This window comes from Snuella lapsa, from assembly GCF_039539345.1.
GTDB lineage: Bacteria > Bacteroidota > Bacteroidia > Flavobacteriales > Flavobacteriaceae > Snuella > Snuella lapsa.
Genome location: NZ_BAABCY010000076.1, coordinates 116766 through 138832 on the forward strand (window position 1 = coordinate 116766; position 22067 = coordinate 138832).

22 protein-coding genes are annotated in these 22067 nt (G+C 35.0%); 13 read left to right on the top strand and 9 right to left on the bottom strand.

Features of this window, described 5'->3' with window-relative positions:
• Positions 1 to 38 precede the first annotated feature (38 nt).
• Genes ligA through ABD792_RS14120 form a run of 3 tightly spaced genes read right to left on the bottom strand, consistent with a single transcriptional unit; the run spans position 39 to position 3419 of the window.
• On the bottom strand, positions 39 to 2039 hold the full coding sequence (gene ligA, locus ABD792_RS14110; RefSeq protein ID WP_345006903.1) for an NAD-dependent DNA ligase LigA: 2001 nt from the start codon (positions 2037 to 2039) through the stop codon (positions 39 to 41).
• A complete protein-coding gene (gene prmC, locus ABD792_RS14115; protein WP_345006904.1) occupies positions 2032 to 2907 on the bottom strand; it encodes a peptide chain release factor N(5)-glutamine methyltransferase in 876 nt (291 codons plus the stop codon). Before prmC ends, ligA begins: the two co-directional genes overlap by 8 nt.
• Before the next feature lie 20 nt (positions 2908 to 2927).
• Positions 2928 to 3419, bottom strand: a complete 492-nt coding sequence (locus ABD792_RS14120; protein WP_345006905.1) for a GNAT family N-acetyltransferase — start codon at positions 3417 to 3419, stop codon at positions 2928 to 2930.
• A 54-nt stretch (positions 3420 to 3473) separates the two neighbouring features.
• Between ABD792_RS14120 and ABD792_RS14125 the strand changes: the two genes are divergently transcribed.
• Genes ABD792_RS14125 through ABD792_RS14140 form a run of 4 tightly spaced genes read left to right on the top strand, consistent with a single transcriptional unit; the run spans position 3474 to position 6163 of the window.
• Positions 3474 to 3926: a hypothetical protein gene (locus tag ABD792_RS14125; protein WP_345006906.1), complete on the top strand. Its 453-nt coding sequence runs from the start codon at positions 3474 to 3476 to the stop codon at positions 3924 to 3926.
• A 5-nt stretch (positions 3927 to 3931) separates the two neighbouring features.
• The gene (ribD, locus tag ABD792_RS14130) at positions 3932 to 4945 is read left to right on the top strand and encodes a bifunctional diaminohydroxyphosphoribosylaminopyrimidine deaminase/5-amino-6-(5-phosphoribosylamino)uracil reductase RibD (protein ID WP_345006907.1); all 1014 of its coding nucleotides are present in this window, start codon (positions 3932 to 3934) and stop codon (positions 4943 to 4945) included.
• Entirely contained in the window at positions 4938 to 5549 is a 612-nt protein-coding gene (locus ABD792_RS14135) for an HAD family hydrolase (protein ID WP_345006908.1), read from the top strand. The genes ribD and ABD792_RS14135 overlap by 8 nt, the downstream gene beginning before the upstream one ends.
• A 5-nt stretch (positions 5550 to 5554) precedes the next feature.
• Positions 5555 to 6163 (top strand): IMPACT family protein, encoded by a 609-nt coding sequence (locus ABD792_RS14140; protein ID WP_345006909.1) that lies wholly within the window; start codon positions 5555 to 5557, stop codon positions 6161 to 6163.
• Here ABD792_RS14140 and ABD792_RS14145 read toward each other — a convergent pair.
• The gene (locus tag ABD792_RS14145; protein ID WP_345006910.1) at positions 6160 to 6561 is read right to left on the bottom strand and encodes an acyl-CoA thioesterase; all 402 of its coding nucleotides are present in this window, start codon (positions 6559 to 6561) and stop codon (positions 6160 to 6162) included. The two genes, ABD792_RS14140 and ABD792_RS14145, sit on opposite strands and share 4 nt — an antisense overlap.
• Before the next feature lie 183 nt (positions 6562 to 6744).
• Between ABD792_RS14145 and dnaA the strand changes: the two genes are divergently transcribed.
• Genes dnaA through ABD792_RS14160 form a run of 3 tightly spaced genes read left to right on the top strand, consistent with a single transcriptional unit; the run spans position 6745 to position 9411 of the window.
• Complete coding sequence (gene dnaA / locus ABD792_RS14150) at positions 6745 to 8172, top strand: chromosomal replication initiator protein DnaA (protein WP_345006911.1); 1428 nt, start codon at positions 6745 to 6747, stop codon at positions 8170 to 8172.
• 11 nt (positions 8173 to 8183) lie between these two features.
• Positions 8184 to 8636, top strand: a complete 453-nt coding sequence (locus ABD792_RS14155; RefSeq protein ID WP_345006912.1) for a low molecular weight protein-tyrosine-phosphatase — start codon at positions 8184 to 8186, stop codon at positions 8634 to 8636.
• A gap of 58 nt (positions 8637 to 8694) precedes the next feature.
• On the top strand, positions 8695 to 9411 hold the full coding sequence (locus ABD792_RS14160; RefSeq protein ID WP_345006913.1) for an SAM-dependent methyltransferase: 717 nt from the start codon (positions 8695 to 8697) through the stop codon (positions 9409 to 9411).
• 12 nt (positions 9412 to 9423) lie between these two features.
• Here ABD792_RS14160 and ABD792_RS14165 read toward each other — a convergent pair whose 3' ends face one another.
• The 5 genes from ABD792_RS14165 to dapF all read right to left on the bottom strand — a co-directional run bounded on the left by ABD792_RS14165 (position 9424) and on the right by dapF (position 13447).
• Positions 9424 to 10083, bottom strand: a complete 660-nt coding sequence (locus tag ABD792_RS14165; protein ID WP_345006914.1) for a lysozyme family protein — start codon at positions 10081 to 10083, stop codon at positions 9424 to 9426.
• 110 nt (positions 10084 to 10193) lie between these two features.
• Positions 10194 to 11105, bottom strand: a complete 912-nt coding sequence (locus ABD792_RS14170) for a DUF2279 domain-containing protein (RefSeq protein ID WP_345006915.1) — start codon at positions 11103 to 11105, stop codon at positions 10194 to 10196.
• A 3-nt stretch (positions 11106 to 11108) separates the two neighbouring features.
• On the bottom strand, positions 11109 to 12152 hold the full coding sequence (mltG, locus tag ABD792_RS14175) for an endolytic transglycosylase MltG (RefSeq protein ID WP_345006916.1): 1044 nt from the start codon (positions 12150 to 12152) through the stop codon (positions 11109 to 11111).
• The gene (locus ABD792_RS14180) at positions 12153 to 12677 is read right to left on the bottom strand and encodes a GNAT family N-acetyltransferase (RefSeq protein ID WP_345006917.1); all 525 of its coding nucleotides are present in this window, start codon (positions 12675 to 12677) and stop codon (positions 12153 to 12155) included.
• Positions 12674 to 13447, bottom strand: coding sequence for a diaminopimelate epimerase (gene dapF, locus ABD792_RS14185; RefSeq protein ID WP_345006918.1), 774 nt, complete (start codon positions 13445 to 13447; stop codon positions 12674 to 12676). Before dapF ends, ABD792_RS14180 begins: the two co-directional genes overlap by 4 nt.
• A gap of 246 nt (positions 13448 to 13693) precedes the next feature.
• Here dapF and ABD792_RS14190 point away from each other — a divergent pair, with 246 nt between their 5' ends.
• The 6 genes from ABD792_RS14190 to ABD792_RS14215 all read left to right on the top strand — a co-directional run bounded on the left by ABD792_RS14190 (position 13694) and on the right by ABD792_RS14215 (position 21965).
• A complete protein-coding gene (locus ABD792_RS14190; RefSeq protein WP_345006920.1) occupies positions 13694 to 15100 on the top strand; it encodes a trypsin-like peptidase domain-containing protein in 1407 nt (468 codons plus the stop codon).
• Positions 15101 to 15246: 146 nt separating this feature from the next.
• Positions 15247 to 16695: a glyceraldehyde-3-phosphate dehydrogenase gene (locus ABD792_RS14195; RefSeq protein ID WP_345006922.1), complete on the top strand. Its 1449-nt coding sequence runs from the start codon at positions 15247 to 15249 to the stop codon at positions 16693 to 16695.
• A gap of 145 nt (positions 16696 to 16840) precedes the next feature.
• Positions 16841 to 17461: a tRNA (guanine-N1)-methyltransferase gene (locus ABD792_RS14200; RefSeq protein ID WP_345006923.1), complete on the top strand. Its 621-nt coding sequence runs from the start codon at positions 16841 to 16843 to the stop codon at positions 17459 to 17461.
• Between the two features lie 177 nt (positions 17462 to 17638).
• Positions 17639 to 18316: a tRNA (guanosine(37)-N1)-methyltransferase TrmD gene (gene trmD, locus ABD792_RS14205; RefSeq protein ID WP_345006924.1), complete on the top strand. Its 678-nt coding sequence runs from the start codon at positions 17639 to 17641 to the stop codon at positions 18314 to 18316.
• A 266-nt stretch (positions 18317 to 18582) separates the two neighbouring features.
• Positions 18583 to 18933 carry a 50S ribosomal protein L19 gene (rplS, locus tag ABD792_RS14210; RefSeq protein WP_345006926.1) on the top strand — a complete coding sequence of 117 codons (351 nt, stop codon included), beginning with the start codon at positions 18583 to 18585 and terminating at the stop codon, positions 18931 to 18933.
• A gap of 824 nt (positions 18934 to 19757) precedes the next feature.
• Positions 19758 to 21965 carry an NADP-dependent isocitrate dehydrogenase gene (locus ABD792_RS14215; RefSeq protein ID WP_345006927.1) on the top strand — a complete coding sequence of 736 codons (2208 nt, stop codon included), beginning with the start codon at positions 19758 to 19760 and terminating at the stop codon, positions 21963 to 21965.
• The last annotated feature ends 102 nt before the right edge of the window (positions 21966 to 22067 follow it).

A 22067-nucleotide genomic window follows, 5' to 3' on the forward strand; every position in this document is an offset into this window, starting at 1 on the left:
AACAATCGACAAAAAACACATTTTTACCGATAAAAAGTTTATTTTTTTATTTTTTGTAAGAATTCATACTCATTTATTATGTTAACGTTGAGTTTTTCGGCCTTCTGTTTTTTGCTGGGTCCCATATTACTTCCTGCAACAATAAAACTTGTCTTTGAAGATATAGAGCTCCCTACCTTTCCTCCATTATCTTCTATAAACTTCTTTAATTCATTACGGGATATCGATTCAAAGACCCCTGAAACTACAATGGTTTGACCAGTCAATAAATCGGTTTGATTGGCTAATTCCTCTTCCGAAACTTCCAATTGAACACCAAATTGCCTAAGACGCTCAATAATAATCAAATTTTTATCAGACTTAAAAAACGCCTGAACACTCTGAGCTATTTTAGTCCCAATCTCATCTACATTAACCAAATCACTTTCCGTAGCAGCGGCTATATTTGAAATGTTCTTATAGTGCTTTACCAATTTTTTAGCTACCGTTTCTCCTACATAACGAATTCCGAGCGCATATAAAACACGTTCGAAAGGAATGTCAACGGATTTCGCTATACCATTAATTAAATTATCGGCACTTTTCTCTGCCATGCGCTCCAGTGGTAACACCTGCTCTTTAGTTAACTCATAAAGGTCTGAATAATTAGCTATAAGACCTGCATTTACGAGCAAAGCCACTGTTTCGCCTCCAAGTCCATCAATATCCATAGCCTTTCTTGAAATATAATGCTGTATCCTACCTACTATTTGCGGCTTACAACCATTATAATTGGGACAATAATGCTGCGCTTCTCCTTCGTGCCTCACCAATTCTGTTTCACATTCTGGACAATGTGTAATATACTGCACAGGTAAAGCGTCTATTTTTCGCTTACTCAGGTCGACAGCAATTATCTTTGGGATAATCTCCCCCCCTTTTTCTACAAACACCTCATCACCTATTCTAACATCCAATTTTTCAATTTGGTCTGCATTATGCAATGAAGCTCTCTTTACGGTCGTTCCTGCCAATTCAACAGGTTCCAAATTGGCAACAGGCGTTATTGCTCCAGTACGACCAACTTGATAGCTAATACTGTTCAGTTGGGTCGAAACCTGCTCTGCCTTAAATTTATAAGCCATAGCCCAACGCGGTGCTTTAGCCGTGTATCCTAACTCTTCCTGCTGCTGTAAACTATTAATTTTTATAACAACCCCGTCGGTTTCGTAAGGCAATTTTTGCCTGTTTATGTTCCAGTAATCTATGTATTCAAAAACTTCTTCTAATGAATTAGCTAATCGCGCTTCATTGGGCACTTTAAACCCCCATTGCCTAGCCTTATCCAAACTATCAAATTGAGTAGTAACGCCTAAATTCCTGCCTGTTAAATTATAAAGCAAACATTCTAAGGGGCGCTTAGCAACCTCGGCACTATCTTGCAGCTTCAAACTACCTGAAGCTGTGTTTCTCGGATTCCTGTACGGTTCCTCTCCTATCTCAATACGTTCTTCGTTCATTTTATTAAACCCTTCGAAAGGCAAAACAATTTCACCCCTAATATCAAATTTATCAGGATAATCGCCTTTAAGCACCAATGGCACTGATTTTATGGTTTTAATATTAGCAGTAACATTATCACCTTGAAAGCCATCTCCTCTTGTAACAGCTTTTACCAAATTACCTTGCTCGTATGTTAAACTAATGGAAGCACCATCATACTTAAGCTCACAAGTATATTGAACATCTCCTTCAATTATCTTTTTTATTCTATTTTCCCAATCTTTAAGATCCTCTACAGAATACGAGTTATCCAACGAATACATTCGGTACTCATGCACAATGGTTTCAAAGTTCTTTGTAACCGCTCCACCCACTCTTTGTGTTGGTGAATTGGCATCAAAAAACTCTGGATGTTTAGTTTCGAGTTCTTGTAATTCCTTTAATTTAATATCAAACTTGTAATCTGATATTACTGGTTTATCTAAAACATAATAATTATAATTGTGCTCGCGTAATTCGGCACGTAATTCCTGAATGTATTGCTTTATATTATCCATTAACTATGTTTCCTTTTATCATTCTATCTTTTTTATAGATATCCTGTTTTAATTCTATTTCTGAAAAATTGTAAGACTTTAACAATTGAATCATTTCATTACCAAGATATTCATTTATCTCAAAAAACAACATCCCCACACCTTGCAAACTTTTAACGGCCAGATTCGTTATTGCCCTGTAAAACAACAAAGGATCTTCATCTTTTACAAACAATGCCAAATGGGGTTCGTTATTTAACACGTTACCTTTCATAAATTGCTTTTCTTGCTCTCTAATATAGGGCGGGTTAGACACAATTGCATCGAACTTTAATGATTTGAAATCTTTGCTCCAAGTGTCCGAATTTAAAATGTCGGCCTCAACATATTCAATGGCAACATCATTTAGTTCGGCATTTCGCTTGGTCACAGTTAGAGCTTCTTTACTAACATCGAAGGCGTATACCTTTGCATTAGGTAGGTTTTTTGCCAAGGCAACAGCAATACATCCACTTCCCGTGCCAACATCTAAAATATTAAGCGTTTTATGACTTGAATGCTTTGTTTTTAACTTTAATAGAACCCATTCAACTAATTCTTCTGTTTCGGGTCTGGGTATTAAAACATGCTCGTTGACTTTAAAATTTAGTCCATAAAATTCGGTTTGACCAATTATATACTGAATTGGCTGCTCTAATTCCAAAGCACCCAAAGCCGTTAAAATATGCTCCTCATTTCCAACTATTTCATCCGGCTTTAAGGCTAAATCAATCCTGGATACGCCATAAAAAGTTTCTATTAAAATAAAAAAAAAACTATCAATTTCATTTTTATCATAAATACGATCCAATCTCGAATGAAATAACCTCTGTAATTCTTTAAGTTTCAAATTCTATTGTTACTACTTTACTATAAATCTTTAACCATCCAAACACCACAAGCATAATGTCCTGTATTGCCGAAAGCCCTATTTAAATGTTTAAATCCGTAGGCTTCATAAATATGTATAGCTGCTTTGAGTTGTGGTGCCGACTCCAAATAACAACGCTTATAGCCTAAAGCTTTAGCTGCTTCCAAACATTTTTCAAATAATTGTTTGCCATACCCCTTCCCTCGTATTTCGGGAGTAAAGTACATCTTCTGAATCTCACAGGTATCTGTTTCAAAATCTTTTAACGGCTTAATACCTCCGCCTCCCAGAATAAAACCACCACGGTCAATTACAAAATAGATATCATTATCATTTTGATAGGCCTCATACATATTTGGCGTTTCCTCATCAGAATAAGCCGTTCCCTCCAAAGGTATTTTAAACTCGTGGAAACACGCCCTAATGATTTGTTCTATTTGTGTATTGTCCCCTCGTTTAATTTCTCGAATAACAATAGTATCTTTACTCACTATAAAACATTAATTTTGCGCAAGTGAAGATACGCTAAATCTAAAAAAATTAAAATGAAGCACTTGATAATCTTATCAACAATATGCATCACCTTTGTTAGCTGCACCTTAAAGGAAAAGCCTGAATTTTTAAACATTAAAAACATCACAGTCTTAGAATCAACCGATAAACACATTACGCTAAGTGCTAATGCTCATTTTTTAAACCCCAACGACATTGGTGGTTCGTTAAAAACTGATGGAATTAAAGTATTTATTAACAATAATGAAATGGCTACAGTTTCGGCCCAAACATTTAAAGTTCCCGCAAAAAAGGAATTCTCAATTCCCCTAAAGGCTCATATCCCAAAAGACAGCTTATTCAGCAATAAAAACTTAGGAGGATTAATAGGGAGCTTATTCAGTAAAAAAGTTAAGGTACAATATAAAGGAGAAATAGCATATAACATCCTAGGGTTCTCACACACCTATGCCCTGGACAAAACTGAAACCATAAAAATCAAATAGTCATAGTGACAAACCACGAAGTCTATATAAAAAGATGCATTACCATTGCTAAGAATGGTCTAGGTACTACAAGGCCAAATCCCATGGTTGGCTGTGTTATTGTATATAACGGCAGTATTATAGGCGAAGGATTCACCAGCCCCTATGGCGGCAACCATGCCGAGGTTAATGCCGTAAATTCCGTAGTCAATAAAGACCTATTAAAAAAGGCTACACTCTATGTCACTTTAGAGCCATGTTCCCACTATGGAAAAACACCTCCATGTAGCGACCTTATTATTAAACATAAAATCCCCAATGTGGTTATCGGGTGCATAGATGACCATACAAAAGTAGCTGGAAAAGGCATTGAAAAGTTAAAACAATCTGGCTGCAAGGTGACCGTTGGCGTTATGGCTAATGAATGTAAGGAACATCATAAACGCTTCTTTACTTTTCATAATAAAAAGCGCCCTTATATTATTTTAAAATGGGCAGAAACAGCCGATGGCTTTATAGCTCCATTAGCAAAAAATGAGCAAAAACCCATTTGGATAAGCAATATATATTCGCGCCAACTAACCCATAAATGGCGTACCGAGGAACAAGCCATTTTAGTAGGAAGTAACACTGTTAAGCAGGACAATCCCTCGTTAACTGCAAGGGACTGGGTTGGCAATAACCCAATTAGGGTTATAATTAACAAAACGGGCAATCTTTCTAACGATCATAATATATTTAACAACCAAGCTGAAACATTAGTGTTGTCGGATAAAACGCATATCGACTGGAATTCTAAAAGTACCATTGCTCAGCAAATATGCAACGTATTGCACGAAAGGGACATTAACTCTATTATAATTGAAGGAGGCTTACAAACACTCCAATCCTTTATAAACGAAAATCTATGGGATGAAGCAAGGGTATTTACAGGCAACTGTTGTTTCCACAAGGGCATCAAAGCGCCAGACCTAAATGGGCATTTAATAGCCAAACATTTTATAATGAACGACATTCTTAAATTATACAAAAATGATTAAAACCATCATTTTCGATTTCGGTGATGTATTTATCAATTTAGATAAAGAAAACGCCATAAAAAACATCTTTAACTTATTACAGATAGAAAAGCTTTCAGAGGAAATACTTGCAGTTAACAACCTTTACGAACAAGGTTTAGTTAGTACTGATGAATTCATTACATTCTATTTAGAAAACTTTCCTAAGCTTTCAAGACAAAACCTTATAGACGCATGGAATAGCATTTTGCTAGATTTACCTGAGCACAGGCTTAAATTTTTAAAAAACCTAAAAGCTACCACAAACTATAAACTTATTTTATTAAGCAACACAAACGAGCTTCATATAGACTGGATTAAAGAAAACATTTCTATTTACAATGCTTTTAAAAATTGTTTTGATGCCTTTTACCTATCTCATGAAATCAATTTAAGAAAGCCCAATGCAAATATTTTCGAATTTGTTTTAAGCAAAAACAATCTAAACGCCTCCGAATGCCTCTTTATAGATGACACCTCCGAGCATATACTATCTGCTAAGTCATTGGGCATACATACATGGAATCTCAATCCTAAGCATGAGGATGTCACAGACCTATCAAAAGTTAAACCTGATTTATTTTAATTCTTTTGATTGAAAAAGACACATACAAGACCATCGACGTCGCTACTGAAAATATTTTATTTAAAGATAGAAACAGTAAGTTTTTTGGATATGCCTACCCTATAACGTCTGAAGACAACGTAAAGCATTACTTAGCCTTATTAAAAAAAGAACACCATGCGGCGAGACATTGGTGCTACGCTTATCAATTGGGAGCCGATAACGTATCTTACCGTGCCAATGACGATGGGGAGCCTAGCAATTCTGCAGGCATGCCTATTTATGGACAAATACAATCGTTTGAAGTTACCAATATATTAATTGTTGTTGTTCGCTACTTTGGCGGGGTAAAATTGGGAGTTGGCGGTTTAATAAACGCGTATAGAACGACTGCGCAATTAACACTAGAAGCATCAAACATTTTAAAAAAAACTATTAATATTGATTACGTAATTACGTTCGATTATAAAAATATGAATACGGTGATGCGCATCATAAAAGAAAAGAACATAAATGTTACAAATCAAAAATTAGAAATGAATTGTCAAATTTTTATTTCTGTAAGAAAAAAAGATGCTAAATTAATTTACGAAACATTCAACCATCTTTTTGAAATTGAAATTGCACACGTTTAATCATACCCCAAAGCTTCCAATATATATTTTGGAGCTTTAACTGGTCGTTTTGTTTCTTTATCAACAAAAACCAAAACAGTATTGGCTGTTGTTAAAATATCCCCATTTTGATTGGTTATTGTGTAGTCGAATTCAATTTTTGCAGTTGGCTTGTTTTTTAGTTGCGTTTTTACATTAATTACCTCGTCATAACCTGCTGATTTTTTATAGTTTAACGCCATGGAAACAACAGGAAGCATAACGCCGTTATCTTCCATTTTTTTGTAGGAAACTCCAAGCTTTCTCAACCATTCGATACGCCCCATTTCAAGGTATAACGCGTAATTGCCATGATGTACCACTCCCATTTGGTCTGTTTCACCGTATCTCACCCTTATTTGTATTTCGTCGAATTTCATGTGAATATTTAAATATTTTTTTGTAGCTTCGGCAGTGGTTCAAACATGCAGAAATTTTTCTTAAAATTCAATAGCATTCGATTTTTTTTTTAAGATTTTTGTTCACATATTTGTCCCATAAAATTATCGGAAGAGATTTCCTCTCTTTTTGTCAACTAACTAAAAAAACCTCTGTAAAAAAAAATGAGTATAACTGCGCAATCGGTATGGAATAATTGTCTGAAATTTATAAAAGATAACATTCAACCGCAAGCATATAAAACTTGGTTTGAACCCATAACAGCAGTTAAACTTACTGACAATGCTCTAAGCATTCAAGTGCCAAGTAAATTCTTTTATGAATGGCTAGAAGAGCATTACGTAAAGCTTCTCAAAGTTTCCCTTACTAAAGAATTGGGAGAAAAAGCCAAACTTGTTTATGTCATAAAGATGGAAAACACTTATGGCAACAAACAACCTTTTACAGAAAAAATACCTAGTTCAAACCGAAGTGCCGTAAAATCCCAAGAAGTAGACATCCCCCTTAATAATAAGAATCCGGAATTAAGGAATCCGTTTGTTATTCCAGGTATTAGAAATGTTAAGATAGAATCTCAATTAAATCCTAATTATAGTTTCGAAAACTTTCTTGAAGGGGATTCCAACAGGCTAGCCAGAAGTGCTGGTTTAGCCGTAGCATCAAAACCTGGAGGTACGTCGTTTAACCCGCTTCTTATTTTTGGAGGCGTAGGACTTGGAAAAACACATCTCGCTCATGCTATTGGTGTGGACATTAAAGACAAATACCCTGAAAAGACAGTTCTATATATTTCGGCAGAAAAATTTACGCAACAATATATCGATTCCGTAAAGAAAAACAACCGAAATGATTTTATTCATTTTTATCAAATTATTGACGTATTAATTATTGACGACGTTCAGTTTCTTTCTGGAAAAACAGGAACACAAGATGTCTTTTTTCATATTTTCAACCATTTACACCAAAACGGTAAGCAGGTCATTTTAACTAGTGACAAAGCCCCTGTAGACATGCAAGACATAGAACAACGCCTACTGTCTCGCTTTAAATGGGGACTATCTGCCGAATTACAAACACCTGATTTCGAGACACGTGTTTCTATCTTAAAAAACAAACTATATCGTGATGGCGTTGAAATGCCAGAGGAAATTATCGACTATGTAGCCAAGAACATTAAGACGAATGTTAGGGAACTAGAAGGCGCTATTATATCTTTAATAGCCCAATCTTCATTCAACAAAAAAGAGATCACTATTGATTTAGCGAGGGTTATCGTAGAAAAGTTTGTGAAAAATACCAAGCGAGAAGTTTCTATAGATTATATACAAAAAGTTGTTTCCGATTATTTCCAAATGGATGTTGATACATTACAGTCAAAAACAAGAAAACGACATATTGTTCAAGCTAGGCAATTAGCCATGTTCTTTGCTAAAAAATTCACCAAGGCATCGTTAGCCAGCATTGGCTCCCAAATTGGAAAACGCGATCATGCTACCGTTTTACATGCTTGCAAAACAGTAGACAACCTCACTTCCACTGATAAGCAGTTTAGAAAATACGTAGAGGATATTACCAAAAAACTTTCCGTTTAAATTAAGTAATAATGACAAAAATCCTAATGGTATGCTTGGGCAACATATGTCGCTCACCATTAGCAGAAGGTATACTGCGTTCTAAACTCCCATACAATAAATTTACCATCGATTCTGCTGGCACAGCAAATTATCACACCGGTAATCCACCAGACAAACGCTCTGTCGCTATAGCTAAAAAATACGGACTAGACATATCCAACCTTAGAGGAAGACAGTTTAGCGCATTGGATTTTGAAAGGTTTGACATAATTTACGTTATGGACGAATCTAATTACAACAATGTTATCTCGCTTGCCAAAAACCAGGAAGATATTGACAAGGTAAAAATGATTTTAAACGAAATCTACCCTAACCAAAGTTATAGCGTACCGGATCCTTATTACGGCGGCAATGATGGCTTTGAAAACGTCTATAAAATGTTGGACGAAGCTTGTTCTATAATTGCAGAAGCATTGCTTTAAACAATATATACTACAATAATATTTAGTATTTTTAACTTCAAAACATTTAACAACGAATATGAGTTCAGTTCAAGGAAGCCTATATCTTATACCTACAACACTAGGAGCAAATGAACCATTGGAAGTATTACCGATTTCTGTAAAAAAAGTCATTGAACAGACAAACATTTATATTGTTGAAAACGAAAAGACAGCAAGGCGATTTATAAAAAAAATAAGTTCTGGCAAGTCGCAATCTGCCCTAGAAATGTTTCATTTAAATAAATTCACAGACATAAGCGAACTACCTAGCTTTCTCGAACCATGCTCCAAGGGGCTAAACGTAGGACTCATTTCGGAAGCTGGATGCCCAGGGGTGGCCGATCCAGGGGCGGACATCGTAAAATTAGCGCATCAAAAAAACATCAAGGTCATTCCTCTTGTTGGGCCATCGTCCATACTCATGGCTATGATGTGTTCGGGCATGAATGGGCAAAACTTTGCTTTTAATGGCTACTTACCCATAGATAAATCCGAAAGAAAAAAAGAGATTAAACGCCTTGAGCGCATTTCTTCTGAACGCAATCAATCTCAAATTTTTATTGAGACCCCTTATAGAAACAATAAAATGCTTGAAGATTTATGTTCTACCTTAGACAAAAGCACAAGTATTTGTGTTGCTTGCGACATTACATTACCTAATGAAATGATAAGAACATTAACGGTAAACGAATGGATAAAAAATACCGTAGACCTCCATAAAAGGCCTACAATATTTATAATTCATAAAAATTAGTTTTGTTTTGTGTTAAATTGCCTTAGCTAATCTGTTAGGCTTAACCGTAGAAGTATCGTAACCAGAAAACTTCTTCATATAATATTCAACTGTAGTACCAAAACCATCTGAAAAATTATCAATTCCATAGCTACGTAAGTATTTCTTAACACTACCAGGTCCAGCTAAATGTGCTGCAGCCAAAATTCCAGATTCTGTAACAAGAACACCATTAATTCGTTTACCAACAAAATTTTTGATGTCACGCCTCAAAATCCATTTGTTTCTCGCTGCATTGGCCATAAAAGCCTTTTCCTGTAACTTGGGATTTCTTAAGAACTGTTGTAAGTTATAAATCCCTATCATTTTTAATGTTTCCTTACCAAACTGGTATTTCCCCAAATACCCGTATGTGTTCACAGAAGCATAATTGCCTCCAGACTCTTTAAAAGCTAATGCTTCTTTAAATCCTACAAATGATTTTCCTAAATAAGGGGAGAATGATTTGTTTGCTTCGTTCGATGCTAAAACATTATCCTTAACGTTTGCATCCTGGCTTACCGTATAGTTTAACACTAAGCCTTTTGTTGAATACGTACCCAACTCTATCGATTCGTCTGACGAAAACGATACATACAATAGAAAACATATTGTAAGTGGTAGGGCAACATAACTTGCAATACTTTTTATCATAACACTTAAATTTCTTCAGAATATTTGCATGACAAACACCCTTGAAATTTGAGCGTGCAAAATTATAATTTTTTTTAATAATTTCAAAATTACTCGTTTATATGCGTTTTTTAATAGTAGAATAGATGAAATACACATCCATTTTTGTTTATTTCTACCGTTGGAAACGGCACTTTAATTACGTTAAAAACCTCAAAAACAGACTTCAACAAATGTGATTTTGTTTTAATTTTTTTAAGGTCAACATCCAAGCTTAAGTAATACTGTCTTATGCGATTACTACTGGCAAATGTTGCCGATCCATTAGTATCAACACCTGAGAGCATACCATCAGCGCCATATCCTACAGCAATATTTAACCATTTAGGTAATTTACTTGTCTTAAAAAATGAATGCACATTTGCACTAAACCAATATGTTTGTCCATTATAATCTTTCAAAAGTTGTTCCAAAAAATTCCCTCCTAACTTATTGGGGCTCTGAGAAGCATATTTGGTTTGATGGAAAGAAAACTTCAAAACAATACGTTGTTCGTCCCAAAGCTGTTCCTGTGCAACATAAAAACCTGTTCCCACAGCATTAGCCAGTACATCACTCCACGAAAAACCCCATTCTTTTGAATATCCATCAAATATTTCGACTGCTGTAAGAAAACCAAAACCTAATGTAGCTCCATATAGTAATTGGTCCCTTTTCTTTACGCCGCTCCAATTAAGAAGATCTGCCCCCAATTTACCAATGTGATAAGAAGCAAACACATGTCCTAATTTATCCATTTGCATCCATTCGTCCAAATCGTTTATTGTATGGAAACCCGAACGATCATAGTCGGCATACCATAATTGATTAAGCCCAACCAAAGAAACAGTTGTAAAAGATACTTCTGAAATAGCTACTGCCTTTAACCTTCCGCTGTGTAAAGTATCACTAGGCCTTAAAAACCCATTAAGTCCACTTTGTGAAAAGGACACCGATGTAAGCAAACAAAACAGAACACCATATTGGAATGCTAGCCTGTTCACAGCTTACCTAATAATACCTTGAGAAGATAAATACCGTTGGTATTCCCTGGCGTAAACATTGTGTTGCGATAATGTTTTAGAAAATTTATGGTAGCCCAATCGATCTGCATCAGCAACAAAATACAAGTATTTATGCTTCTCGTAGTTTAAAACCGCATCAATTGCCGAAATATCGGGCATGGCTATTAAACCAGGTGGCAACCCTAATTTTTTGTATGTATTGTATGGTGAGTCTATTTCCTTATGTACATTTAAAACACGTTTAATAACCGTATTTTTATATTTAGGCAATTTATAAGCTGCAAACTTAAGTGTGGGGTCTGCCTGAAGCGGCATTCCAATCTTAATTCTATTCATATAAACCCCCGCTATTCTTGGTTGCTCTTTAGCCTTTTTAGACTCTTCATGAACAATAGAAGCCAATGCCATTACTTGATCTTCGGATAGACCAATAGCTTTTGCTTTTGCCTTTCTTGAATCATTCCAAAAACGCTGGTACTCTTTTAGCATTCGCTCCCTAAATTGTTCTGCTGTCGTATTCCAAAAAAGCTCATAACTATTAGGAATATACATCCCTAAAGCTGTAGCCTCATTAAATCTGCTATTAGTAAAAAAAGAAGGTTCTTTCATAATCTTTAACAAAGAAGCACTATCCGCTTCTATTTGCATCGCAATACGACCCGCCAACTTTTCAAGTGTTTCTTGATTATTAAAAGAGACCTTAACCGGTAAATTATTACTCCTAATAGAATTGATAATATCATTATTGCTCATCCCCTTACGTATCATATAACGCCCAGGCTTAATATTGCTTACATACTTTTTTTGCTTGGCAAGTGCATCAAACTTGTCAATATCCTTCAAAAGAGGCTCTAACTGTTCTCGTACCGCGTCATAAGAGTCGGTAGACTTTACATATATATAAGCACTTTCGTTATTAAAGGCAGTATTTACACTAAACATGGTAGTATACACAAAATAGGCAAAGTAGGCAGCAATTGCCAATCCTAGAAAAACAATAGCTAAAAGAATTTTTTTAATATACATTTAATTATTTATGAGCTGAAACAAATATTCATTTTTGTAGATACCATTGATACGGTTCCAATCTTTTTTTTCACCAACTTTTTCAAACCCTTGTTTTGCAAAGAGTTTAATACTCGCTTCATTATCATGAGAAACATTACAATACAATTGATGTAAATTTAAATGTGTAAAGCTATAATTAATTAATAATTTAAGAGCTTCACTACCATACCCTTTGCCACGGTCTTTCGACTCTTTTAACAAAATTCCTATTCCAGCTCGCGAATTTTTAAAATCAAAGTCAAAAAGATCAATCAACCCTAAAGCTTCATCATCATAATTTGAAATAACCAATCGCAATTGTTTTACTTCAAAAATATCCTTGTGGGCATTCTCTAAATACTGCTTGATTAAAAATTTAGAATAAGGGGTTTGAGTATTACTTATTTCCCAGATACTTTCATTATTCTCTATATCATGAACAAATTCAAGATCTTCAGGTTCCAGGGCACGCAAGTAAATATGCTTTCCTTTTAGTGTTATCATATCTCTCCCTTAAATACTAAGGTTGCTGGTCCAATAAGCCAAACGTTTTTATACAGCCCATTTTCAACCTCAAAAGACACCTGCAACTCCCCTCCTTGTACTTTTAAGGTAACCAGATTAGTTGTTAGCTCTCCAATACTATGCATAGCTAGCGCCACAGCCGTAACTCCAGTGCCACAGGATAAGGTTTCGTCTTCTACTCCACGCTCGTAAGTCCTAACTGCAAAAACGTCATTTTTTACTTTTTTCACGAAGTTTACGTTAGTACCTACTTCATTGTATGGCGCACCATATCTAATTTCCGAACCTTTACTTTTGATATCGAAATCTTGTAAATGCTCCTCAAACTGCACATGATGCGGTGAACCGGTATTTAAAAAAAGATACTTGTCATACTTTTCGATTGTATCTACATCCTGCATTTGCAACCTAACAATACCATTGTCTATAGTTGCATGATGAATACCATCTATAGCTTCAAATACGGCCTTGTTGGATATAACGCCCAGTTGCTTTGCAAAGGCAACCAAGCAACGGCCTCCGTTACCGCACATAGAACTTTCGTTACCATCAGCGTTATAATAAACCATCTTAAAATCTAGGGCATCATGGTTTTCTAGTAAAATAAGCCCGTCTGCCCCTATGCCAAAACGTCGGTCACACAACTGTGCCACATATTTGGTATTATTTTTGTCAAATGTTTGTTGACGATTATCAATCATCACAAAATCGTTTCCCGTTCCTTGATATTTATAAAAAGTCTCTTGCATAATAGAGCACAAATATATGAATATTAAACTGTTTTTTGCGTTGTTAAATCATCGTTAAAGTTTACGTTAAAAATCGTTAAAGCTAAATTATGAATTCAATAAATATTTAATTTTAATCGTTATTAATTTGAAAAAAGTTTAACTGAAATTTTAAAATGAGCAACAGTTACAATTAATGCTTGTTCTCAACAATTACTGAAAGTGCAAAAATTTTTGGCACATGTATTAATCAAAAATTTTAAACAAATGAAGAAGATCTTATCATTAGTAGTAGTTTCTGCCTTAGGAGGCATTATAACACTAGGAGCGTATAAATTGTTTATAGCACCTGAAAACAAACCCATTGTAATTTCCAATAATACCCCTGCTACGTTTCTACCGGTTAGTAGTAATACACTAAATACAGGGGTTCAAGGACTGGATTTCACAGTAGCGGCAGAAAAAGCAGTACATGCCGTGGTTCATGTTAAAAATCTAACCATAAGCTCGGGAGAAATGACATTACAAGACCTATTCTACGGAAGGCGCCCTCAACGAGCTCAATTAGGAACGGGCTCAGGAGTAATAGTGACACCTGATGGTTATATAGTTACCAACAATCATGTTATTGACAACTCGCAAGAACTGTCTGTAACCCTAAATAATAATAAAACATACGATGCTAAAGTTATTGGCTCTGATCCCAAAACTGATATTGCCGTTATTAAAATTGAAACAGACGAAGACTTACCTGTTATAACATTTGGAGATTCCGATCAAGCCAAAATAGGTGAATGGGTATTAGCCGTTGGAAACCCATTTAATTTAACCTCTACCGTTACTGCGGGCATTATAAGTGCTAAATCCAGAGACCTGTCGGGGCAAAGAGAGCAATATTTTTTACAAACCGATGCAGCCGTAAACCCAGGCAACTCTGGTGGAGCGCTCGTCAATACTAAAGGTGACCTCATAGGTATCAATACAGCCATTACTTCTCAAACTGGATCTTATATTGGTTACTCTTTTGCCGTGCCCAGCAATATTGCCAAAAAGGTGTTTATGGATATTATAGAGTATGGTAACGTTCAAAAAGGTATTCTTGGTGTTAGCATTTTAAATAAGAACACCGAAGAAGCAGAAAAATTGGGAGTCAATGACATTGAAGGTGTCTATGTTTCTGAGGTTACTCCTAATTCTGGTGCTGATAAAGCTGGTATTAAAAGTGGAGATATCATAAAAAAACTTGACAACTTAGAAATATCAAAGTTCGAGGATCTAAGCGGTTATATCAAAACAAAACGCCCTAACGATGTGGTTAAAGTAGAAGTCTTAAGAGGCAACCAAACAAAAAGTGTTCCCGTAACCATAAGCAGCATAGAGATTTTATCGGTGAGATTTATGGATATGGAACTTCAGGACTTATCGGATTCCTTTAAAAAAGCTTATGATATTGATTATGGGGTAAGAGTTAAAAACTCTGAAAACAAATGGCTACTCTCCAACTTAGGCATTACTGAAGGATATATTATAACCGGTATTAACGACAGAAAAATAGAATCCATCCAAGACATAGCCGAGTTAAAAAACAAGTACGGTGATGATATTTTGGACAACATTAAAAGACTTGAATACATAAACAAAAGAAACCAAAGAAAAGAAGTTATTTTTAGGTAGCAACCGATAAACTACCCTAACGTTTAGACCCTTCAAAAACTTGATTTTTTTGAAGGGTTATTTTTTTATAAGAATACGCTACGAAAACGTTTGAAATATAGTATTTTTGCCGAAAATCTATAACAACACTCTAAATAATTAAAGCAATGAGTTTTAACAAAACTTATGAAAAAGAACTAGCTTTTCAGGCAGACCGACGCAGAGCTAGTGTTGAATTTATTAAAATTATAAGCGACCTTTGGTATGACAAATCCATTGAGCTTGTACTTTTTCGAAACCAGTTGATTGACAGAAATGTAAGTCAGATTTTAAACTTGCATGAATATGCCGGCAAATTTGTCCAGAAGCCTATTTCAATATTTGACTCTGTAGAAATAGCCCAAGCCATAAAAACACTCGATATCCCTCCTGCTAAATTAGACATTGGAAAACTTACTTACGAATTTCATTTAGAAGAAGATAAATATAGTAACGCCACGAATTTTGTTGCAGCTAAATTAAAAGGCGCCAATAAAAACAAAGTCATCATACCAAAAGATGTAATTCTTTACGGTTTTGGCAGGATTGGCAGATTAGTAGCTCGAGAACTCATGGTTCGCACTGGCAAAGGGAGTCAGTTACGCTTAAGAGCTATTGTTACACGAGGGGCAATAGATGCTAAAACACTAGAAAAGCGCGCAGCTTTATTGCGCAACGATTCTGTTCATGGCTATTTCCCTGGCACAGTTAGCATAGATGAAAAAAACATGGCTTTGACCATAAATGGCACTACTGTTAATATTATTTCTGCTAAAGCTCCAGAAGAAATAGATTATACAAAATACGGTATAAACAAAGCTCTGGTTATTGATAACACGGGGGCTTACAGAGACAAGGAAGCGCTTAGCAGACATTTAAAATCTACTGGTGTTGATAAGGTATTACTAACCGCTCCAGGTAAGGGCATTCCTAATATTGTGTATGGTGTTAATCATTTCGATAACGACCCAAACAAGACAAATATTTTCTCTGCAGCTTCATGCACAACCAATGCCATCACGCCAGTTTTAAAAGCAATTGACGACTCATTCGGTATAAAACACGGACATCTAGAAACCATTCACGCCTATACTAATGATCAAAATCTGGTTGACAATTACCATACTAAATACCGTCGTGGTCGCGCTGCTAGCCTGAATATGGTTATTACAGAAACAGGTGCAGGCAACGCTGTAGCAAAAGCTTTGCCCAACTTGGAAGGAAAACTAACATCTAACGCTATCCGTGTTCCTGTTCCAAATGGCTCCTTGGCCATTTTAAACTTAGAACTGGACAACAAAACGTCTTTTGATGGTGTCAATACAATCTTAAAAAAGTATGCTCTCGAGGGAGATCTTGTAGAACAAATAAAATACGAATTAAGTGATGAGCTTGTCTCAAGCGATATTATCGGGAGCTCTGCTCCATCTATCTATGACAGCAAGGCTACTATAGTTCGTAAAGATGGAAAAAACATTGTTTTGTACATATGGTATGATAATGAATATGGCTATAGTCATCAAGTAATAAGATTAGCAAAATATATAGCTAAAGTAAGACGGTTTACATATTATTAAAAACAAAACATCCATACACCTTTTTTGTACGTATATAAACCAGCCTCACATAAAGTGAGGCTTTTTGTTAATTAAAAGCTATAACCCTAAAACAATATTTTTTAACTTCGTAATCTAAAATTAACCTACCTTAAACCAATTATAAATGAAATACGCCAACTGTCTTTTTGTTTTTACCTTAGCCTTTTTTTGTTCAACATACAATTTTGCTCAAAATGATGAGCCAAAAGAAAAGCTTTCTCTTAACAGTGGTACAATAGATAATCAGTTTGATTATGTTATTCAAAAGTCATACACTTACAAAGGCAATGGTAAAGTATACAAAAATGTAGAGTATCATTGGCTTACCCAATTAAAAGCGCATACACTGGACTCCCTTAAAGCCATACATAAAGATCTAGCAGACACGCAGCTTAATGTTAAAAATCAAGCCAAGGAAATAGCTGACCTGAAATCAAAACTTTCAAACACCGAAAGTGATCTGGAAAAAACCAACAATGAAAAAAACAATATGGCTTTGTTTGGCTTACAAATGAGCAAAACAAATTACAACATACTTATGTGGGCCATTATTGCATGTTTATTGGCTTTCTTACTTTTCTTTATTTACAAATTTAAAAACAGCAATGCAATCACCAAAGCAGCAAAACACTCACTAACCGAAATTGAAGAAGAATTTGAAGAACATCGCAAAACAGCTTTGGAACGCGAACAAAAAGTAAGACGTCAACTTCAAGACGAAATCAACAAACAAAAAGGTGTTTAATACGCTAAAACGTTTTAATTTCTAGGCAAGTCTTTATAAAAAAATATCAAACCTTAAAAAATCTGCAATCTTATTGCGGATTTTTTTGTAGTACAAAGTGCTGTGTTTTTATTTTAAATATAGATTTTTATTATTCATTGTATTCTTTGCATCTTTGCACATTATTAACACATCACCATGCGCATAGATATCATCACAGTTCTCCCAGAACTACTCAAAAGCCCATTTGAGGCTTCAATATTAAAAAGAGCTATAGAGTCCAATTTGGTTGAGGTTCACTTTCATAACTTAAGAGATTATACTACCGATAATTACAAATCGGTCGACGATTATCAATTTGGAGGAGGAGCCGGTATGGTCATGATGGTTGAACCCATTGACAAATGTATTTCTCAATTAAAATCGCAACGTCATTACGATGAAGTAATTTATATGACTCCAGATGGTGAAACTTTGAAACAAGGTATTGCAAATCAAATATCACTAAAGGAAAACATTATTATTCTTTGCGGGCATTATAAAGGAGTAGACCAACGCGTAAGAGACCATTTAATTACACGCGAAATATCCATTGGTGATTTCGTGTTATCTGGTGGTGAGCTGGCTGCAGCTGTACTTTGCGATGCTGTAATTCGTTTAATACCTGGTGTATTAGGTAATGAAACTTCTGCTCTAACAGATTCTTTTCAAGATAATTTGCTTGCTCCTCCCATTTATACAAAACCACGTGACTATAAAGGATGGAAAGTTCCAGAACTTCTATTTAGTGGCAATTTACCTGAAATTGATAAATGGCGGGAAGAACAAGCCTATAAACGAACTAAAGAAAGACGACCCGATTTGCTAAGCGATTAATAGCTATTTTAGCTACTTAACGCTAACTTAAATACGCTAAAATAACATATACTCTATTGAATTCTTAAAACAGGGCACATGTTACTCATTAATAACATCTTGAAAAAGATATAAGCAAAATAACTCCTCAAAAATAGCGCATGTAAAAAAGACAATAATTAATTGTGCTTTATTAATTATTGGTTATATTTGCACCCAATTTTGGATTAACCTCTGACGAAAATCGTGAACGTTGTTCTGAATCAATATAATTAAATCATAAAGAGATGGAATCTTTAGTAAAATTTGTTCAAGACGAATTTGTAACAAGAAAGGACTTTCCAGAATTTTCAGCTGGAGACACTATTACCGTTTACTACGAAATTAAAGAAGGTAACAAAACACGTACTCAGTTTTTTAGAGGTGTTGTTATTCAACGTAAAGGATCTGGAACTTCAGAAACTTTTACAATCAGAAAAATGTCTGGCTCGATTGGTGTAGAACGTATTTTCCCAATTAACTTACCAGCATTACAAAAAATAGAAGTTAACAAACGTGGAAAAGTACGTAGAGCACGTATCTACTACTTTAGAGGCCTTACTGGTAAAAAAGCTAGAATTAAGGAAAAAAGACGTTAATAAGTTATTGCTTTATAAGCAAGCTATGAAAAGCCTAGGTAATTTACCTAGGCTTTTTTTATTAACAAAAGTTAATAAACATACCTCATAACATGTTGATATTAAATACCAAAGTAAAGTTGTATTTTACACGAAAATGTTATATATTAGCCTAACATTCAAATAAATAGAAAAATTTATAGGAAAAGTAACGTTCTTTATATAAATTGTTTTTTGAGGTTTTTTTGTGCCATATTAAAAATATGTTCTTACAAAAAGCCATGATATTATAAAAAGTCCCACATATAAAAGGTAGGTGGCAACTAGTATAATTGAAAGCTTAAAAAATAACAGAATCGAAAGTGCATGTTATATAATAATTAGCAATGCTTAAGGAAAACCTAAAGGAAGGAACCGTAAGTATCAAGAAAAACAATTACAGAAACATTTTAGTAATAGGTCGATACATTTTGAAAATTACGAATTAAGATGTTTCTCTTGAAATAACAGCACTTGAATTGAAAAGGTTTAAATTGAATTTAAATCGATTTAGTGGTTATACTAATTAGATCACGTTATGTTATTTCAAAGAAAGCCATGTCAGAGTAGATTAATATCTGCAGTGATATGGCTTTTGTTTTTTTATTAATTAAGGTGTTTTATTATTAATTCCTTAGCCGTTATTATCTTTTTTTTTATTCTATTAAATCCACACGCCTTAAAAGCACTTCATAAAATATTAGGCCATTTATAAAGTCCAATTTTTGTATATTCGCATCGCGAAAAAATAACACTAAATATTAGTATTATTTGCTGTTGTTATAATCATAAAAAAATCGACACGAATGTCTAAAATTATTTATACCAAAACCGATGAAGCGCCAGCATTGGCTACTCGTTCATTTTTACCAATAGTAAAAACTTTTGTAAAATCTTCAGGAATCGATATTGAAACAAAAGATATTTCCCTGGCTGCTAGAATACTATCAGCTTTTCCTGATTTTTTGAATGAAGATCAACGTGTTCCAGACGATTTGGCTATTCTTGGTGAATTGGCCAAAAAGCCAGAAGCAAATATTATTAAATTACCTAATATTAGTGCTTCAATTCCGCAATTAAAAGCAGCTATTAAAGAATTGCAGTTACAAGGTTTTGCTATACCTAATTATCCAGACGAACCCGTAAATGATTCTGAAAACGATACCAAATCGCGTTATGATAAAATTAAAGGAAGTGCTGTAAATCCAGTACTTCGTGAAGGGAACTCAGACAGACGTGCTCCCAAAGCTGTAAAAAACTACGCAAAAAAGAATCCGCATTCTATGGGAGCCTGGTCAAGCGACTCCAAATCGCATGTTGCCACAATGACTTCAGGTGATTTTTCCCACAATGAAAAATCGGTTACCATACAAGAAGCTACAACTGTAAAAATAGAGCATGTAGGCACTAATGGTAAGGTTACTACTTTAAAAGACAACTTATCTCTGTTGCAAGGAGAGATAATTGATGCAACTGTTTTAAGTAAAAAAGCGCTTTTAAGCTTTTTAGAAGAGCAAGTAGCAGATGCAAAAGCAAATGGCGTATTGTTTTCATTGCACATGAAAGCAACCATGATGAAAGTAAGTGACCCTATCATTTTTGGACATGCTGTACGTGTATTTTTTAAAGATGTCTTCACCAAGCATGGAGCAATATTAGCAGAGATTGGTGTCGATGTTAACAATGGTTTTGGCAACTTAATTGAAAAGCTTGACGAATTACCACAAGAAAAAAGAGACGAAATTTCAGCAGATATTGATGCTGCTTTCAACAATGGTCCAGACTTGGCTATGGTAAACAGCGACAAAGGAATCACCAATTTACATGTTCCTAGCGATATTATCATTGACGCCTCTATGCCAGCAATGATCCGTAATTCCGGACAAATGTGGAATGCCAATGGTAAAGCACAGGATACAAAAGCTGTAATTCCAGATAGTAGTTATGCCGGTATTTATACAGCAACTATCGACTTTTGCAAAGAGCATGGCGCATTCGATCCTACTACTATGGGCACAGTACCTAATGTTGGGTTAATGGCTCAAAAAGCTGAAGAGTATGGGTCACATGATAAAACATTTGAAATAGCTTCTAATGGAACGGTTAGAGTTGTGGATGCTGCTGGAAATACTCTTATAGAACATAATGTTGAAGAAGGTGATATCTGGAGAATGTGCCAAGTTAAAGATGCTCCTATACAAGACTGGGTAAAATTAGCCGTTACAAGAGCTAGAGCTTCACAAACACCTGCTGTTTTCTGGTTAAATGAAAACAGAGCCCATGATGCCGAATTAATCAAAAAAGTAAATACTTATTTAAAAGATCACGATACCAGTGGTTTAGATTTAAGAATTCTATCTCCAATAGAGGCTACCATCTTTACTTGTAAAAGACTTAAAGAAGGTAAAGACACCATTTCCGTTTCTGGTAACGTGTTACGAGATTACCTAACCGACCTCTTCCCTATTCTTGAAGTTGGAACCAGTGCTAAAATGTTATCTATTGTTCCTTTAATGAATGGTGGTGGTTTGTTTGAAACCGGAGCAGGCGGATCTGCCCCTAAACACGTACAGCAATTTACAGAAGAAAACCACTTGCGTTGGGACTCTTTAGGTGAATTCTTAGCCCTAGCCGTTTCCCTAGAGCATTATAGTGAAGTTAACAATAATGCTAAAGCCAAAGTTTTAAGCGAAACTTTAGACGAAGCTACAGGTAAATTATTGGAAAACAAAAAGAGCCCTTCCCGAAAAGTTAAAGAACTAGACAACAGGGGAAGCCACTTTTATTTGGCAATGTACTGGGCACAGGAATTAGCAAATCAATCAATAGATGAAGCCCTAAAAGAAGAGTTTACTCCTATTGCCAAACAACTAACAGATAATGAAAAGGCAATCGTTAATGAATTAAACGAAATACAGGGAGTTCCTGTAGATCTTGGTGGTTATTACGAACCAAATGAGACATTAGCCAATAAGGCCATGAGACCAAGCGAAATCCTTAACAGTATTTTGTAAAAAATTTAATACTTCTAAAAAGCTCCTTTAAAGGTAGCCATGGTCGGAAGATTTTTTCTTCCGACTTTTTTTGTTTTATAGGGTAGATTATTTTGCAATATT

Bases quoted from the DNA above. Each gene is read 5' to 3' on its own strand.
- ABD792_RS14125 (WP_345006906.1), top strand. From the start codon at position 3,474: ATGAAGCACTTGATAATCTTATCAACAATATGCATCACCTTTGTTAGC.
- ABD792_RS14190 (WP_345006920.1), top strand. From the start codon at position 13,694: ATGAAGAAGATCTTATCATTAGTAGTAGTTTCTGCCTTAGGAGGCATT.
- ABD792_RS14165 (WP_345006914.1), bottom strand. From the start codon at position 10,083: ATGATAAAAAGTATTGCAAGTTATGTTGCCCTACCACTTACAATATGT.
- ABD792_RS14155 (WP_345006912.1), top strand. From the start codon at position 8,184: ATGACAAAAATCCTAATGGTATGCTTGGGCAACATATGTCGCTCACCA.
- ABD792_RS14145 (WP_345006910.1), bottom strand. From the start codon at position 6,561: ATGAAATTCGACGAAATACAAATAAGGGTGAGATACGGTGAAACAGAC.
- ABD792_RS14200 (WP_345006923.1), top strand. From the start codon at position 16,841: ATGAAATACGCCAACTGTCTTTTTGTTTTTACCTTAGCCTTTTTTTGT.
- dapF (WP_345006918.1), bottom strand. From the start codon at position 13,447: ATGCAAGAGACTTTTTATAAATATCAAGGAACGGGAAACGATTTTGTG.
- ABD792_RS14195 (WP_345006922.1), top strand. From the start codon at position 15,247: ATGAGTTTTAACAAAACTTATGAAAAAGAACTAGCTTTTCAGGCAGAC.
- mltG (WP_345006916.1), bottom strand. From the start codon at position 12,152: ATGTATATTAAAAAAATTCTTTTAGCTATTGTTTTTCTAGGATTGGCA.
- ABD792_RS14135 (WP_345006908.1), top strand. From the start codon at position 4,938: ATGATTAAAACCATCATTTTCGATTTCGGTGATGTATTTATCAATTTA.
- dnaA (WP_345006911.1), top strand. From the start codon at position 6,745: ATGAGTATAACTGCGCAATCGGTATGGAATAATTGTCTGAAATTTATA.
- trmD (WP_345006924.1), top strand. From the start codon at position 17,639: ATGCGCATAGATATCATCACAGTTCTCCCAGAACTACTCAAAAGCCCA.
- ABD792_RS14180 (WP_345006917.1), bottom strand. From the start codon at position 12,677: ATGATAACACTAAAAGGAAAGCATATTTACTTGCGTGCCCTGGAACCT.
- rplS (WP_345006926.1), top strand. From the start codon at position 18,583: ATGGAATCTTTAGTAAAATTTGTTCAAGACGAATTTGTAACAAGAAAG.
- ABD792_RS14160 (WP_345006913.1), top strand. From the start codon at position 8,695: ATGAGTTCAGTTCAAGGAAGCCTATATCTTATACCTACAACACTAGGA.
- ligA (WP_345006903.1), bottom strand. From the start codon at position 2,039: ATGGATAATATAAAGCAATACATTCAGGAATTACGTGCCGAATTACGC.
- ABD792_RS14215 (WP_345006927.1), top strand. From the start codon at position 19,758: ATGTCTAAAATTATTTATACCAAAACCGATGAAGCGCCAGCATTGGCT.